Genomic DNA, 14,787 nt, shown 5'->3' with positions numbered 1-14,787 from the left:
GGGAGGATTTAGTTTGCTAAAGGAGGACACTAAATGCGTTGATAAATAAGGGGTTAGTCACTTTGTCCTCCAGCCAACTATTATAGTAAATCATATCGGGGGATGATCCATAGCATTTGTATTTTTTTTGTGTTATTATTTGTTTGAGAAGAAACGGCGGGGGACGGGAGGGGGATTTTATTTTCTCCCCCGTCTCCTTACTTAACCTTTACGCTTGCGAGGCGGTTTAGGTCATTTGTTTCTTCTCTTTTTTTCTTGTTCTCCTTGTTCTTGTCCTTCTTCTGTTTCTCCCATTTCTCCATTAGTTCGATTTCTAGTAATGCTACTTCAAGTTTTATTTTCTTCACTTCTTCTGGATGCTTTTCCTCTTGTATTCTCATTTCTAGATTGTGTTTCTCTTCTTCTCTTTTTTCTCTGTTTACTATTAGTGTTCTTTCTAGCTTTTCTTTTGCTTTTATGACTTCTACTTGTTCTTTTAATAACTCTATTTCTTTATCTTTTTGTTTTTTGTTTATCATACTAATGAGAAAAGTAACTGCTGCTGTGATTACTGAACCGAATAAAAAACTCACCAAGTGAATCTCTGTGAAGTACGGTAAATATGTCACTAATAATAGATATGCCATTGATAAATCCCCTTGTTCCCCTCCCCTCCCTTCTATAATAAATTATATTACCTCTAGCGTAAAAAATCAAAATATTTAGGTTTATTTTTTTCTTTCAAAGTATTATAATGACTATAAAAGTAAAAAGAGAAAAGGGGAATAGTATGGCTATTCGTATAAAATTGGCTGAATTGATGGGAAAACATAAATATAATCAGCTCAAAGTGGCAACAGAAACAGGGATTCGCCCCGCCACTGTATCACTTTACTATCATGAAACCATTAAACGTATAGAAATCGAGCATCTAAATAAGCTTTGTAAGCTTTTTAATTGTCAGGTTGGTGACTTGCTTGAGTATGTGGATGAAAATCAATAGGAGGGATTTGGATGTTTTGGAAAAAGAAAAAACAGTATGAAGAGGAAATAAAAAGACTTAAAGAGGAAAAAAAAGATATAGAGGAAACAATAAAGAAAATTGATGAAATAAATAAAAAGTATGAGAAAAAGGGCTGATCTATGCCCTCTTTTTTTACCTCAAAAACAATTTTAATATTTATAATTAAAATGATTCTATGATCCCTTATATTCCACACGATTTCAAAATATAGGAAAGGGACAAGTAAAGTTTTTAATTGTCAACCGGGTGATTGTTTGTATATATCCCAGATGATGATCAAAATAATTAGCAGGAGGTTTTTTTTATGTTGTCCCTATTTAAAAATGATGACTATTACAAAGAAAAAAAGAAAAAACTTGAAGAAGAGCTAAAGTGGATAAAGGAACTGAAAAAGAAAAACGACGAAAGGAGGCAAAAGCATAAAGAAGAATTAAAAAGGATACGACGTGAGTCGTAATCCTCTTTTTTTGCCCAAAAACAACATTCTAATATTTTGTAACGTTATTTTTAACAACTTAGTATAATTTATTGAAAATAAAATTAAAACGATTCTATGACCCCTTATATTCCGTCTCAGAGGGTAATTCTCACTAACTATTCTCCTTCTTTTTCTCTCCCTTCTCCCCATCTCTTTGATGACATTTTGGGGCATCCATTCTCCCTAGCAAAAAATCAATCGATACATCAAAGAAATCAGCAATAATAATCATCTTTTCCATCGAGGGACAATTTTTCCCTTTCTATATTGATTGTAGGATTGTTTGGTAATACCAATTCGGTCAAGATAAAGTGGTGTAATGCTCCACTTTTTTAACGTTATCTGATAATTATGTAAATCGGATAATATGTAAAAGATAAACTCCAATTCAGAAAATGGGGGAATTAGTCTACTTATTTCAAAAAAAATAAAACTGGTTTTTGATTATAGACTAATAAATTAAACTTTGATATTATCAACTTTGAATGCTGATTTAAAAAATATTTTCTGATAAAATTCAAGCATCAAACTTAGAAAAAAACACAAAAAAAGAGTGGCTCCATCTGAGGAGCCACTAATCAATCCGAAAACTAAATCCCAAGGTGATCATAAGGAGAGCTTTGCCGAGCGTCTCTGATCACAGAAAACCTAACAAAAAACCTATCAATACTTAAAACAACAAAAGGAGGATTTGTTCTAGTCAATATTTGCTTTAAAAGCAAAAAAATGATTTGAACTAAATCCAGGCAAAAAGTCAAGAAAGTGAGCTTAAAAAAACACCTTATAGCTAAATAAGGCTTATTTAAGCACAAAAAAGGAGAAATCCAAAAAGGATTTGTTAAGGAGGATTTATTTACACTAAATCCACAATATCTCATTACAATCTTATCTACTCTATTCCTACTAGTCAATATGAAACTTTTGTCGAAATAAATAACACATCGTCAATTATTGCCTATTGAGATTGTATGGATATATTCGGATTGTCCTCCTTCTTTGTGAAAAAATCATAAGGAGGAATTTTTTATGTTTAAAAAAGGCAAAAAGTCAAGAAATGAACTATTATTACCAGCTTTACGGTACATAGTTTCCGATGACTGGATCGATAAATTAGGTCATGATGCGTTTATCGCTTGGCTCAAGTTCCATACTTGGGTCGACCGTGAGGATGCAAACCGAGAATATGATAAAATCCCCTACACCTTAGAAGCGACTTGGAAAAAGTTAGGTATGGGAAAAAAGAAGTTTTATGAAAAAGTAATTCGACCACTTTGGAACTACTATCTCATCGACATTGTTGAATATGATGATTCAAAAAGAAAATCCCAGAAGCCTAAAAATATCATTGTCTATGAATCTCCCATGAACCAGCATGAAACTGAAATTAAACCTCTTGAGAAGTTACGTGACTATGATACGGAATATGGGTCACCTTCCCAATTATTTGGTAGAAAAGGAGGACGACCAACAAGTGATTCTTCTGACCAATTAAAGATGGAAATAGATGTTGACTCAGAAGTAGAAATGGAATCTAACCACCGTTTCCAAATGGAAACCGTCACCGTTTCCAAATGGAAACCGTCCACCGTTTCCAAATGGAAACCGTCCACCGTTTCCAAATGGAAACCCAATAACTATACAAATAATCATACTAATGAACCAAATAAACATAATAATGATTCTAATAATCTAAATAACGATACAAATAAACAACAACGACCTAATAATATAGATTCTAATGATATAAAGAGAGTGTCCAAAGAAGATCAAAAAGAAGTCGTCGTCGTTTCTTTGTCGAATTCGGTTTTAATTTCAATTCAAAAGAAATGGAAAGAGTATTGGAACCAAGATTTAAGTGAAAGTCAAATCAAATCACTTTGGAATGGAGTAAATGAGGCTTTACAAAAAGGTAATGATGAGGTTTCTCTGAAAGATCGTATTTTCGAAGTAATGAAGTATATTTATACAAAATATCCAATCTCCAATATCAAAACTAGCCCTTATAAACTGGTAACTAGAGCTATTATGGAAAACTGGGAAATTTGGATTCCTGAAGAAGATGAGGAAAAACAAGAAGAGAAATCACCAGTCCGAAGATCTAGCACTTATGCCAATAGCCATTTTAATAAAAACAAATCTACTGATTCAATAAGTACTAAAGCTATTTCAGAAGAAGATATAAGAAAAAAAATAGAGGAAATGAAAATAAATCGAGAGACAAGCTCTCACCTGATGAAACAAGAACTAGAACGATTGAAAGATGAATTAAGTAAAGAACAATCTAGTTCTTTTCCAAACTATACTTTGATTGGCTCTTTAGAAAGACAAATTGAAGCCCTAGAAAAAAAGCTATATCAAAACACCTAATCTACTTATATTTTGTCTGACACGATTTTTTGTTGGAATCTACCAAAATTATAAATAGAATCGATTTCTAAGAGCTGTAGAATCGTTCTGAGATCACAAAATAAACAATGGTCGAATCCTGTATATATTATAAACAGATCTAACTCGAAAACTATTGATTTATCAAGAAACCGTCATAGACAAAATTTAAGGCACCTAAGAGCCGTTTTATATAGGATTATAATAATTTATATCTAACTCAAATTTCGACGCGAATTTACAACATTAGATTCGCTATAATGGCTATTCAAAATGTTTATCAATACCTGACTAAAATAACCCAATTCATTTTTCGAAAAATAAAATATGTTTCGGTTAGTTTCCTATTGCTTTTTTATTTTATCCAGTTGGATTACGGAATATACCTATAGTTATTTTTAGACTGGTGAGTCAAAGTGAAATAAAAAAGAATGGTCTAAAAGAGCCATCCTTTACTTATGGTAGTGATCCATTATATCAACAGGCGGCGAAATCGTTTACCTTGCTGCAATCCTTCCTTCATAGGATAGACCACTCTCAAACGTTCGCCAAATTCACTTGTTGACATATGCCCGTGCAATTGAAGTATGCGATTGAAAGATACTCAGATCAAACGGGTATGTCAGAAAATGAGATAGTAAAAAGAGAAGTTTTAGAATTTCTTATAAGTACAGGGATAGAAATCCGAATGCCAACAGAAGAGGAACAGAAAGAAAGAGAGGAACGTAAGAAAAAATACTGGAGAAACAGGAAAAAGAAAACGGAAGAAAAGAGATAATTTTTTTATAGCGTCCATTAAACGTCTATTTTTTTGGGCGTTTTTTTTGAGGGGAGAGGGTGAGTGCAACGGGAGTGGGGTGCTGATGAGAGGATGAGGAAGGAGAGATGGAACGAGTAAGCAAGTCATCTCTCGGAGATGACTATATAAGTATTTATTGGAATGGTTAAAATGTATAGTTTTATTAACCATTTTAGTGGATATTCTATTAACTATTTTATGCGTCATATGGATTTTGAAAATTTAAATTAGATACCAATCCGTTAGATAACATGTAAAGGATATAGTTATCTAGAACGCTAGCAAGAATGCTAGCAAAAATTATCTCCAAACTGTTATTTAATACCCAAAAAATAACCTCAATATATACGTTGTAAAGGTTATTTTTTATTTTATTGTTTACAAACGTTAACATTCGGGAAACCATTGTCGTTACTCAAATAGTTCATATAATCAAAACCGATAATAAATCATTTTCCATTATGAATTGACAAAATTGTTTACGTATGTTAACGTTGGGTTGTGCGAATCAAAATATTATAATTGGAGGGGTTTAGATGGGTATCTTCAAAAATCCATCTCATGGATTTGTAACTAGTAATCCGGTTTATGTAGCTTACCCAATTCTCGGATTGGATGTTGGTAACAAGGATATAAAAAGCGTCTTTGAAACGCTTAGGAACACCATGAAGATTCCTAATATCTTAGCACCTATGCCAGAAAAGCGGGATATTATCAATGAATCGATTTTTACAGATTCTGTATCGAAGGAATCTAAGAAGGATTTGCTCCTAGAGAATATTCACTTTTATATCGATTCACCAGCAGTTAGCAGGGAATTTAATCGACAATTCTATGCAGCAGGAAAATTGGCAACCGAACAGAAAACTAAATGGGAGATCAGGGAGAAGACAAAGAAACATGATAATGATCAAATCATAATCAATGCTCTTGTTACTGCTGCAATTCGAGCTTTAGAATATTTCAAAGTTGAAAACAATACTGTCCATTCAAAGATGGTTCTCTCCATCAGTCTCCCAGTTGATGAAACAAAAAACAAAGAAGAGTTCAAATCTAAATTCAAGGACCATAAACATACTATTAAATTTCTGGATGTCCCCCATTTTCAAAATATTACTGTATATTTAGAGTTTCCAGAGGTCTATACTCCTACTGAGTGTCTTTCCGGGATCATTGATCTCTCAATCGCTGAAGAAACAAACGTACACATTGCTGACTCTTCTCTCATTAAAAAGAAGATTCTAGTTCCCGACTTTGGTGGAGGCACTTTTGACCTGATTTTAGTGGAAAATGGGAAGATTAAAAAAGCACGTACACATAAGATCGGGATTAATGAATTCATCCAACAAATTATGGATGAGTTTGAATCTAAACATGACTTTGCGATGACTTCAAGAGAAAAAGTTGTAGAAAGAATGAAGGATTTAGAAAATCCATATCAATATAAGGTATATGGAAGATGGGTAGATTTTAAGGATATCGCAATGAAACATTTCTTTGCTTGCGCACAATCTATCTATACCATAATTGACAGTGAGTGGAAGAATACAGATGATATTGATCTAACTTTGTGGATTGGTGGAGGTTCGATCCCTACTAAGTCTCACCTCCAAACTATCAATAATGATAAATATGCTTTTAAATTCGTGGATCCCATTCCTAGACCTACTATTGAACGTATCAAGATGGAAGAGCAAGGGCGAGAGTTTCCACGAGTTCCAGATGAAGAAATAGTCATTTACTTAAATGCACGAGGAAATTACAAACTAGCAAGGAGAATGGAGAAAAAGCGGCAGGAAAAAGCTCTGCAAGGATGATAGAAAATGTCTAAATCAAAGGCAAAAAAAAGAGGCGATGTGATCGGATTTCGAATACCTCTATCCATCTCAGACGAGGAGCTGGCAATGATTAACCAGCTCCATTCGTCTAAACAAACTGGTGTTATCTTTTTTGATAAAATCAAGGATTTGGTAAATGCCAGAAACCGATTGACTTTACCCTTAGATTCCCCACTTTCACCTCAAGAAGAAGAGAAATTAAATAATCCAATCGTGCAAAAGATGTTAGCAAATATATGTATTGCCCTTTTAAGAGAAGAAGTACCCTCAATTTCTATGGGTACTCCACAAGTTCTAACATCTTCAGACCAACCTATTGAACAAGAGATGAGTTTTGATGAAAAATGGGATGAAAGTGATGAACTGGATGATTTCTTGGAACAATCATTAGATGAATTAGATATATAGAGAGACGTTCTAAATGAGCGTCTTTTTTATTCATAACGAAAAAGAGCGCCCTGCCGGACGCTCTTCCCCGGTGCGAATCAATTCAATCTCTGGAGAGATTCAAATTAAGTATAGCTTAAAATCAATAAAATATCTAGAAACCATCTGATATTCAAACAATAGTGCGGAATTGAACTAAATGGTTCCAATTCTTTTTTAGCTGTATATGAAATGGTATCACTCCTGATCAAACAAGTCTAACTGAACATGGTTAATAAAATATGGTAAAGATGATTTTGTACTTAATGAAGAAAGTAAATAGGGATTTTTTAAAGTTTCTTCAGGATCTAGCTCAATCCAAGAAAACTTTTTTATGGGTCTTTTTCTTTCTTTATCACGAAATTCAATTCCAAGAAACAAGAAGTTATTTTTATCAATTAAGGCTATATGAGAAGTAGGTGAATGAATTTCAGGTTGGAAGTCAACGATAATTTCTTTGATTTCTTCACGTGGTAGGAAATAACGGGCTCCTAAAAAGCTCTTGATTTCAATGGGAGGGCTTTTACCTTTTAGCCATTCTTCCAATTTAAGACGTAATACATGCTTTGCCAGCATTTTAGATGAACGAGATATTGTACAATTCCCTTTTTGATAGTGGGCAAAATAAACTTTCCCTAGTTTACTTTTCCGAATGACTAGACGATGTTTACATTGTGGACAAATATATTTTTGATATGGTTGTGCTTGTTCTGGCAAAGTGATTCTTTTATTTATATTTAAAGCATACGGAATAGTCCCATATTTATTTCGGTGATATGCTCTAATCTTCAATAAAAGACCACCTTTTCTAATCCTTTTGATATTTAGTTTCCCTTAATCCCCTATTCCAAAAGTATTTAATTGATAAATAAAAAAGACGTGGTTTATCTACAGTCTGATTTAAATAAGTTTCTTTTTATCATCTCGCTTTATAATTTCTACTTTTTAATCAAATTATTAAGTTGTTTTAGTGTATTTGTATTCATTAAATAGATAAACGAAATAATTATAAGTATATTTTATACTATATTATACATTTTTAGAATGTTGAAATGATTATACCAAATGTGTGAAAATTGAAAATGTAATAGTTCAATTATATAAATGAATAATCTAAAAAAATATATGTTAGGAGAGATAGCAGTGAACGAATTTCATTTGCTTACTGAGTGGCAACTTAAGACCGAATCCTCAAATATACCAATTTACTTGTACTTTATGCCACAGAAAAATCAGGAAAAAGGTTTAATTGAAAGGGATACAGCCAATATGAAATATTCTATAACTAAACAAAATGGGTTTATTATAGAGAGTGCTGCCCATCTTCTTGGATCATTTGAGGAGATCAGGTCTTGGGGAGATATAACTCCTATTAAATATGAATATCGTTGCATCGATTTGAATTCATCAACGGAGCGGCGTTTATTAGAGCGTTTATTATCTCGAAGTTTGGAGCGAGCACAAGATAACAAAAAATTCAATGCAAGACGACATAAGATCGTTCCCAAAAATTGTGAGATTGTTGATGATTTTGAGATAAGAAGAACATTAGAGTTTGACATCAAAGTTTCTCCTAAAGGTTCGATTTTTATTGGGTTTGATATATCACATGAGTTTACTCATAAAAAAAGCTTATACCAAAAGAACAATCGAATTTAATTAGTCCTAACTGCAAGGTAAAAGACATTGTATTTGGTAGAACCTATTTTTTCAAGGAAGTTTTAGATAAATCTATCTCGTATCCACATCTTTCAAGTGGAGAAAATCTTATTGATTATTATAAGAATAAAGGCAAAGGAAGATACGTAGAAACTCTCAGAACTGATACTCCTGCTGTTTCCTGTGCATCTAAAGAGGGTGCTGAACCTGTACCTTTTATTCCTCAATTACTTAAGATCGTTTGTTCATGGGATAAGGTTCCGATTGAGGTAAAGAAGAAAACTAAAATGTCTACTGATATTCGAATGAATGTATTGTTGGAAATGATGGGAGATGCCTTGGCAGGATGGAAGCAAAATGCGATTTATTTTCCTATTGAGTATAATAAGCGTGGACTTTTGGCAATTGAAAAAGGGTATCGTATAAAGCAGCTAAAATCACCTAAACTCCAATTTGGAAAAGGTGTGAAAGGATTTTCTGTATTTAAATCACTTTTAAAAGGTGGAGTAATATTCCCTCCTTCTCAACCGATTGAATGTCAATTTATTGTGGATTCACAAATTGGTTCAAGATTTATCAGGGATTTTAATGGAAAGCTTGATTTTCCTTTGTTTAGAAAGTTGTCTTATCTATCAAATCAATTAGGAGTTCCCATGATAAGATCAAGTTTTGAGAGTGGACAAATTGTTTCAATATGCTTTGATGATCCAGTTAGTTTTCGTATGAAACTTCAGAATATAAGGGAACATATGAATCCTATATACCCGATTATTATTGTTGGAAAAAAAGAAAATATAAACAAAAAAATAGGGCCTGATCAGGCTGATTACTATACCTTATTCAAACGGGAATTAGGTAGAGAGTATAAACTTTCTACTCAAGTGGTTACTTTTGAAACAAGTGAATATCAAAGTAAGAAGAAAGATCAAAGGAAAAAAAGGGAAGATTTAGAACGTGTCTATATGAACATCTTGCTAGGTATTTATGTCAAAATGGGTATTTATCCTTGGAAGCTAAGTGAGCGTCTTCATTCTGATTGTTTTGTTGGCTTAGATGTTTCTCATGATAAAGAGCTTCATATAACAGGAATTATTCAGGTCGTTGGAAAAGATGGATTGCCACTATGGACAAAACCTCTTTCTAATTCGGAAAGAGGAGAAGTCATTCGACGAGAAACAATCGAAGAAACCATTTATAAGACATTAGATAAATTTAAGAAAATGAATGGTAGACTTCCTAAACATATTACATTTCATCGGGATGGTTGTGGCCATCAAGTTGAACTAAAGGTAATTAGCGAATTGCTAGATCATCTACAAATCAAATATGATTATGTTTCAATTGAGAAAAAGATAAATCGGCGGATGGCATATAAAATGGAAGAAAAGAAATCTAAATGGTTAAATTCGATGGATTTTGCATATGTGAAAGATGAAGAACGATATGCTTACCTTTGTACGACGAATCCAAGTGAATCTGTTGGAATGGCACAACCTTTTCGTATTACTCAATGGACGAATGACATGAACTTTGATCAGATAATCGAGGATATATATAAATTAACATTCATGAATATTCATGCTATAAATAAATCGAGATTACCTTCGACAATTAACTATGCGGACAAAAGTGCAAGCTTCTTTGCAAGAGGGATGCTTCCATTAGATATAGAAATGCCCATACAGTCGGTATAAGTTATTGGAAAAGCGTAGAGGTGTTAATTAAAAGAGGGTGGAGCTAACTAATTTGATACCATTCTCTTTTTTTATTTGTCTTACACAACAGTACTAGAATGAGTAACCTTGTCATTTAGTATTCGTCTTGAGAGAAAGGAATGTGATAAAAATTCATGGACAAACATACAGCCCAAGAGCTTCTGTTGTGTATTAACCCAACAATCGAAGAAATCAGGATGCAATAATTCCATAGAAAGGGTGGCTGAAGTCAATTGGGAACACTACATACATAAACCACCGCCAATCATTCAAAATGAAATCAAGTATATGATACTATCCTAATTTACAGGGATGTAAAATCAGCCTTAACCTTTACTGAAGATATTGGAGATAAAAAACTACTTAAAGGCTATGTTGTTAGAAAAAGCCAAGAGATGAAAACAATGAGATAATTATACTCGAATAAGAGAAGCATTTCTGTTAATTGTACAAAACCCAAATAAGGAGGTAACGTAGGTCTGTCCGACAAGACCTATGAGTATCCTCAGCTCAGGATGAATATGAACGAGTCATCCCTGAGCTCCTGTATAAACACGAAATGACTTGAGTTACCTATATGGTTTTCTCAAGTCATTTTACATTTGTTGGACTGATGATACCAAAAACGGTGTTCACTATCCCTTCCCTTATTCATAGAGTTAACTATTTTAGGTATGATGCCATACCCCTGTTAGCTTCCATTATTATTCCATCCATGTTTCTGCCCATTTTTGCATTTCATTCATGATTGGTTCTAATGCATGCCCTTTATCTGTAAGTACATATTCAATGCGTACAGGCATTTCAGAGTAAACGTTCCGAGAGAGAATTCCTGCTGCTTCCAGTTCCTTTAATCTTTCTGTTAACATTCGATCACTCATCTCAGGAATGACGTCTTTTATTTCCTTAAATCTTTTACTTCCACTAAGCAGTACATGAATAATTAACCCCGTCCATCGTTTGCCGATGATTTCAAAAGCGGCTTCGAACTTGGGGCAAATCTGCAAACCTTTCATGATATCCCTCCTTAAATTACTTTATCATGGTTACTTGACAAAAGTAAGTATATATCGCATATTATACTTATATAAAGTAAGTTAATTATATTATATAATTAAATTTAAGGAAGGAAGTATATAACATGAGTTTAGGCTTGCTTATCATTCGCTTAGTTGTAGGTCTTACATTTATGGGACATGGGTTACAAAAACTGTTTGGATGGTTTGGGGGACATGGATTGAAAGGGACTGGAGGTTGGATGGAATCTATCGGGATAAGGCCTGGCATATGGATGGCTTTTCTGGCAGGGTTAAGCGAACTTATTGGAGGATTTTTGTTTGCTGCAGGCATATTTATGCCTATTTCATCCATTTTGATCGTGGGAACCATGCTGGTAGCTATCTTCAAAGTCCATGGACAAAATGGTTACTGGAGTACCAGCAATGGTTTTGAATATAACTTGATCCTCATTGCGGTTGCAATTGGCATTGGTTTGATCGGAGGGGGTAACTACACGCTTGAATTGTTATGGAAATAAAATAGGAATACTATAACCAAATTTTTAGAAAGATGAGAGCAAAACATGATTAAAATTTATCCTGTTGCATCTCTATTTACATCAGATCTGGGGTGTTAAGAAGCAATATTAGTTTATCATTCGCTAAATATTATGGCCCAAACAATAGCAGTTTCGGACTGATGTGTGTCCTTAACGATGATTTTGTCTAGCCGTTGATGGGTTTTATAAATGGAGTCATCATGTTAAAAGGTCAACTAGAACATGAAGAAGTAAGAAATTGAAAGGAAAATGAAAAATGGCTAACAAAGCAACAACAGGTATTCACCACATTACAGCAATTGTCGGAAATCCACAGGAAAACGTTGATTTCTATGCAGGTATTCTGGGTTTACGATTAGTTAAAAAAACAGTTAATTTTGATGATCCAGGGACTTATCATCTCTATTTTGGAAACGAAGGGGGACAACCTGGGACAATCATGACGTTTTTTCCATGGTCAGGAGCTTATAGAGGACGGATCGGGACCGGTCAAGTCGGTGTAACTACATTTGTAGTACCCGAAAACGCTTTCGATTTCTGGGAAAAACGACTCACTGCATTTAAAGTTCCATTTAAAACAGAAAGACGATTTAGCGAAGATTATCTTCAATTTGATGATCCTCATGGCCTAAAACTCGAAATTGTTGCAAGACAACAGGGGCCTAAAAGCCAGTGGGAATTTGATGGAATCACTCAGGATGAGGCGATCAAAGGATTTGGAGGGGCTATCCTTTTAACAGCTTCTCCTTATCAAACAGTGGAACTGCTTGAGCAAGTCATGGGATTTGAAAAAATCGGAGAAGAAGGGAATTATGTAAGGCTTCGTACCAAAGGCGACCTTGGCAATGTGATAGATATTAGACTGACAGCAAGCCCGAGAGGCCTGATGGGAGTCGGTACGGTTCATCACATTGCATGGCGTGCAAAGGATTTTGAAGATCATCAAGAGTGGCGATCTCATTTAGAGGAAAATGGTTTTCACCCGACGGAAATTCTTAACCGTCAATATTTCAATGCGATCTATTTTCGTGAACCAGGAGGCTTACTATTTGAAATTGCTACAGATCCTCCTGGATTTGACCGTGATGAGCCAGCTGAAAAGATGGGCGAGCAGCTGATGTTGCCACCATGGCTTGAGGTGCATCGTGAAAAAATCGAAGAGGTTCTTATTCCTGTTACAATTCGAGAATTGAAGGAGGATCACTCATGAAGCATTTTTTTCATAAAGGAAACGACTTAAGTAAGCCAACATTATTGCTCTTGCATGGCACTGGAGGAACAGAAACGGACCTATTGCCAGTAGCTGGTATGATTGATGATACTGCATCGGTTTTAGGCGTTCGGGGAAATGTAATTGAAAATGGGATGCCACGTTTTTTCCGAAGACTTGCTGAAGGTGTTTTCGATGAACAAGACCTTGTTTTTCGAACGAAGGAATTATACGAGCTTATCGATACGGCTGCAAAGGATTATGGATTTAATCGAAACAATGTGATCGCTGTTGGTTACTCTAATGGGGCAAACATTGCGGGCAGTCTTCTATTTCACTATGAAGACGCATTGAAAGGAGCCATTTTATTTCATCCGATGGTTCCACGGCGAGGAATTGAATTACCGAAATTAAGTGGAACGCCTGTGTTTATAGGAGCGGGATCAAACGACCCCATTTGTAAACCAGAAGAGACAAAGGAATTAGCCGAAGTATTGGAACGCGCTGGTGCCACTGTCCAGATTCACTGGGAGAGTTTTGGTCACCAATTGACCCAATCTGAAGTTCAAAAAGCAGCTGCCTGGTACTCTCAACTAATGTAATTTAGCAGCTTAGCCTTCGAAGTGAGTTATTTAATAATCATCTGGAACATTCGCTTGTTTAGCAATAATTAATCAGTTGTTTGACAATATAGTACTTTTTCTCACGAACTAGATTAGCAAAATGACGAGCAACAGACTCGGCTTTTTCCTTGCTTTGGATATCATATTACCCAATATTATGATAGAAAACTATGGTGATCTGGCAGAAGCTCTTATACCAATATTTGATTCTTTATGGAATGCAGCTGGGTTACCAGAATGTCCTAGAGGTCTTATTAATTCACTTAGGGAGTTATAGTCACAAAAGATGGGGAACTTAATCCCCATCTTTTTTTTCGTCTTCAAATAAGTCCTCGATCCCATTTAATTGAAGCCCGGCTTTTTGAAACGTCTCTTTAATGTCAATCAGATAGTCTATTGTATAAGTTTTTGAGCCAATCATATATTTAGATATTATCTGTGGCGGTACTCCCGACTTTCTAGCTAACGTTGCTTGTGTCCAGCCTAGCTGAGCTAGATACTTTTTGATTGAAAATCTTCTTTTACCCATTTTTTTAAAAACTCCTTTATCTTTGATCTTTGATATTTTATAATTTATGTAAATAGGGTATATAATAAGTAGACGGAATAATCCAAATGTATCTCCAAAACAATATATGTTTTTTTTATCCTCAGCTCAATTTAACCACTTCATATCTATTTTCCCTTTTATATAAAAAACAAAATTCACTCTCAAATATCTATTAAAAAGAGGGTGATAGAATTATTGAAAAATACCTACAGAATCTAAATATATCTCCTAGTGATATCCAACCTAGCTTAAAATTCCTAGCCCGATTGCAAAACAACCACCTTCAAAGAATTCCATTCTCAAATATCGACTTCTTCCGATCTGGACCAAGTTGGATAAACTTTGATGATTATCATTCACTTATTGATCCAGTATTAAAAAGGTCTGGTGGAATCTGTTTTCATTTGAACTACTCTTTTTACTGTCTGCTTAAATCTATTGGATTCGATTGCCATCTAATTGGTTGTTTCATCAATGAATCAGATATCGATCACATGGCCATAGTGGTTCATTTGGATGATCAACTTTATTATGTCGATGTCG

18 protein-coding genes are annotated in these 14,787 nt (G+C 34.3%); 13 read left to right on the top strand and 5 right to left on the bottom strand.

Annotation, left to right across the window (positions count from 1 at the left end; all coding sequences use genetic code 11):
• Nucleotides 1–197: 197 nt before the first annotated feature.
• Nucleotides 198–626 carry a hypothetical protein gene (locus tag DL897_RS15120; RefSeq protein ID WP_113659964.1) on the bottom strand — a complete coding sequence of 143 codons (429 nt, stop codon included), beginning with the start codon at nucleotides 624–626 and terminating at the stop codon, nucleotides 198–200.
• Between the two features lie 143 nt (nucleotides 627–769).
• On the opposite strand from DL897_RS15120, the gene DL897_RS15115 reads away from it, so the two are divergent.
• From DL897_RS15115 to DL897_RS18325, 3 genes are all read left to right on the top strand, one after another.
• A complete protein-coding gene (locus DL897_RS15115; RefSeq protein WP_113659963.1) occupies nucleotides 770–982 on the top strand; it encodes a helix-turn-helix domain-containing protein in 213 nt (70 codons plus the stop codon).
• Between the two features lie 11 nt (nucleotides 983–993).
• Nucleotides 994–1,119, top strand: coding sequence for a hypothetical protein (locus DL897_RS18925; RefSeq protein ID WP_276308596.1), 126 nt, complete (start codon nucleotides 994–996; stop codon nucleotides 1,117–1,119).
• A 188-nt stretch (nucleotides 1,120–1,307) separates the two neighbouring features.
• The gene (locus tag DL897_RS18325) at nucleotides 1,308–1,460 is read left to right on the top strand and encodes a hypothetical protein (protein WP_168188819.1); all 153 of its coding nucleotides are present in this window, start codon (nucleotides 1,308–1,310) and stop codon (nucleotides 1,458–1,460) included.
• A 133-nt stretch (nucleotides 1,461–1,593) separates the two neighbouring features.
• On the opposite strand, the gene DL897_RS18920 is transcribed toward DL897_RS18325, so the two are convergent.
• Complete coding sequence (locus tag DL897_RS18920) at nucleotides 1,594–1,722, bottom strand: hypothetical protein (RefSeq protein ID WP_276308595.1); 129 nt, start codon at nucleotides 1,720–1,722, stop codon at nucleotides 1,594–1,596.
• A gap of 785 nt (nucleotides 1,723–2,507) precedes the next feature.
• Here DL897_RS18920 and DL897_RS15110 point away from each other — a divergent pair.
• From DL897_RS15110 to DL897_RS15095, 4 genes are all read left to right on the top strand, one after another.
• Nucleotides 2,508–3,848 (top strand): hypothetical protein, encoded by a 1,341-nt coding sequence (locus DL897_RS15110; RefSeq protein ID WP_113659962.1) that lies wholly within the window; start codon nucleotides 2,508–2,510, stop codon nucleotides 3,846–3,848.
• A gap of 592 nt (nucleotides 3,849–4,440) precedes the next feature.
• Nucleotides 4,441–4,644, top strand: coding sequence for a hypothetical protein (locus DL897_RS15105; RefSeq protein WP_113659961.1), 204 nt, complete (start codon nucleotides 4,441–4,443; stop codon nucleotides 4,642–4,644).
• A gap of 557 nt (nucleotides 4,645–5,201) precedes the next feature.
• The gene (locus DL897_RS15100; RefSeq protein WP_113659960.1) at nucleotides 5,202–6,482 is read left to right on the top strand and encodes a ParM/StbA family protein; all 1,281 of its coding nucleotides are present in this window, start codon (nucleotides 5,202–5,204) and stop codon (nucleotides 6,480–6,482) included.
• 6 nt (nucleotides 6,483–6,488) lie between these two features.
• Nucleotides 6,489–6,911 carry a hypothetical protein gene (locus DL897_RS15095; protein WP_113659959.1) on the top strand — a complete coding sequence of 141 codons (423 nt, stop codon included), beginning with the start codon at nucleotides 6,489–6,491 and terminating at the stop codon, nucleotides 6,909–6,911.
• A gap of 216 nt (nucleotides 6,912–7,127) precedes the next feature.
• On the opposite strand, the gene DL897_RS15090 is transcribed toward DL897_RS15095, so the two are convergent.
• Nucleotides 7,128–7,721 (bottom strand): competence protein CoiA family protein, encoded by a 594-nt coding sequence (locus DL897_RS15090; protein ID WP_168188818.1) that lies wholly within the window; start codon nucleotides 7,719–7,721, stop codon nucleotides 7,128–7,130.
• A 351-nt stretch (nucleotides 7,722–8,072) separates the two neighbouring features.
• Here DL897_RS15090 and DL897_RS15085 point away from each other — a divergent pair, with 351 nt between their 5' ends.
• Nucleotides 8,073–8,588 carry a hypothetical protein gene (locus DL897_RS15085; RefSeq protein ID WP_113659957.1) on the top strand — a complete coding sequence of 172 codons (516 nt, stop codon included), beginning with the start codon at nucleotides 8,073–8,075 and terminating at the stop codon, nucleotides 8,586–8,588.
• 287 nt (nucleotides 8,589–8,875) lie between these two features.
• Nucleotides 8,876–10,282, top strand: coding sequence for a Piwi domain-containing protein (locus tag DL897_RS15080; protein ID WP_113659956.1), 1,407 nt, complete (start codon nucleotides 8,876–8,878; stop codon nucleotides 10,280–10,282).
• 725 nt (nucleotides 10,283–11,007) lie between these two features.
• Here DL897_RS15080 and DL897_RS15075 read toward each other — a convergent pair.
• Nucleotides 11,008–11,319 (bottom strand): winged helix-turn-helix transcriptional regulator, encoded by a 312-nt coding sequence (locus DL897_RS15075; protein WP_113659955.1) that lies wholly within the window; start codon nucleotides 11,317–11,319, stop codon nucleotides 11,008–11,010.
• Between the two features lie 125 nt (nucleotides 11,320–11,444).
• Here DL897_RS15075 and DL897_RS15070 point away from each other — a divergent pair, with 125 nt between their 5' ends.
• From DL897_RS15070 to DL897_RS15060, 3 genes are all read left to right on the top strand, one after another.
• Nucleotides 11,445–11,840: a DoxX family protein gene (locus tag DL897_RS15070; RefSeq protein WP_113659954.1), complete on the top strand. Its 396-nt coding sequence runs from the start codon at nucleotides 11,445–11,447 to the stop codon at nucleotides 11,838–11,840.
• 277 nt (nucleotides 11,841–12,117) lie between these two features.
• On the top strand, nucleotides 12,118–13,071 hold the full coding sequence (locus DL897_RS15065) for a ring-cleaving dioxygenase (protein ID WP_113659953.1): 954 nt from the start codon (nucleotides 12,118–12,120) through the stop codon (nucleotides 13,069–13,071).
• Entirely contained in the window at nucleotides 13,068–13,673 is a 606-nt protein-coding gene (locus tag DL897_RS15060) for an alpha/beta hydrolase (protein ID WP_113659952.1), read from the top strand. The genes DL897_RS15065 and DL897_RS15060 overlap by 4 nt, the downstream gene beginning before the upstream one ends.
• A gap of 316 nt (nucleotides 13,674–13,989) precedes the next feature.
• Here DL897_RS15060 and DL897_RS15055 read toward each other — a convergent pair whose 3' ends face one another.
• Nucleotides 13,990–14,223, bottom strand: a complete 234-nt coding sequence (locus DL897_RS15055) for a helix-turn-helix transcriptional regulator (protein WP_113659951.1) — start codon at nucleotides 14,221–14,223, stop codon at nucleotides 13,990–13,992.
• Between the two features lie 212 nt (nucleotides 14,224–14,435).
• On the opposite strand from DL897_RS15055, the gene DL897_RS19090 reads away from it, so the two are divergent.
• Nucleotides 14,436–14,787 (top strand): arylamine N-acetyltransferase (locus tag DL897_RS19090; RefSeq protein ID WP_145962234.1); only part of this gene is annotated, 352 nt, incomplete at its 3' end.

Source organism: Thermoflavimicrobium daqui, assembly GCF_003313465.1.
Taxonomy (GTDB): Bacteria; Bacillota; Bacilli; order Thermoactinomycetales; family Thermoactinomycetaceae; genus Thermoflavimicrobium; species Thermoflavimicrobium daqui.
This window is presented reverse-complemented; position numbering and strand designations above follow the sequence as displayed.

Bases quoted from the DNA above. Each gene is read 5' to 3' on its own strand.
- DL897_RS15120 (WP_113659964.1), bottom strand. From the start codon at position 626: ATGGCATATCTATTATTAGTGACATATTTACCGTACTTCACAGAGATT.
- DL897_RS15115 (WP_113659963.1), top strand. From the start codon at position 770: ATGGCTATTCGTATAAAATTGGCTGAATTGATGGGAAAACATAAATAT.
- DL897_RS18925 (WP_276308596.1), top strand. From the start codon at position 994: ATGTTTTGGAAAAAGAAAAAACAGTATGAAGAGGAAATAAAAAGACTT.
- DL897_RS18325 (WP_168188819.1), top strand. From the start codon at position 1,308: ATGTTGTCCCTATTTAAAAATGATGACTATTACAAAGAAAAAAAGAAA.
- DL897_RS18920 (WP_276308595.1), bottom strand. From the start codon at position 1,722: ATGGAAAAGATGATTATTATTGCTGATTTCTTTGATGTATCGATTGAT.
- DL897_RS15110 (WP_113659962.1), top strand. From the start codon at position 2,508: ATGTTTAAAAAAGGCAAAAAGTCAAGAAATGAACTATTATTACCAGCT.
- DL897_RS15100 (WP_113659960.1), top strand. From the start codon at position 5,202: ATGGGTATCTTCAAAAATCCATCTCATGGATTTGTAACTAGTAATCCG.
- DL897_RS15095 (WP_113659959.1), top strand. From the start codon at position 6,489: ATGTCTAAATCAAAGGCAAAAAAAAGAGGCGATGTGATCGGATTTCGA.
- DL897_RS15080 (WP_113659956.1), top strand. From the start codon at position 8,876: ATGTCTACTGATATTCGAATGAATGTATTGTTGGAAATGATGGGAGAT.
- DL897_RS15075 (WP_113659955.1), bottom strand. From the start codon at position 11,319: ATGAAAGGTTTGCAGATTTGCCCCAAGTTCGAAGCCGCTTTTGAAATC.
- DL897_RS15070 (WP_113659954.1), top strand. From the start codon at position 11,445: ATGAGTTTAGGCTTGCTTATCATTCGCTTAGTTGTAGGTCTTACATTT.
- DL897_RS15065 (WP_113659953.1), top strand. From the start codon at position 12,118: ATGGCTAACAAAGCAACAACAGGTATTCACCACATTACAGCAATTGTC.
- DL897_RS15060 (WP_113659952.1), top strand. From the start codon at position 13,068: ATGAAGCATTTTTTTCATAAAGGAAACGACTTAAGTAAGCCAACATTA.
- DL897_RS15055 (WP_113659951.1), bottom strand. From the start codon at position 14,223: ATGGGTAAAAGAAGATTTTCAATCAAAAAGTATCTAGCTCAGCTAGGC.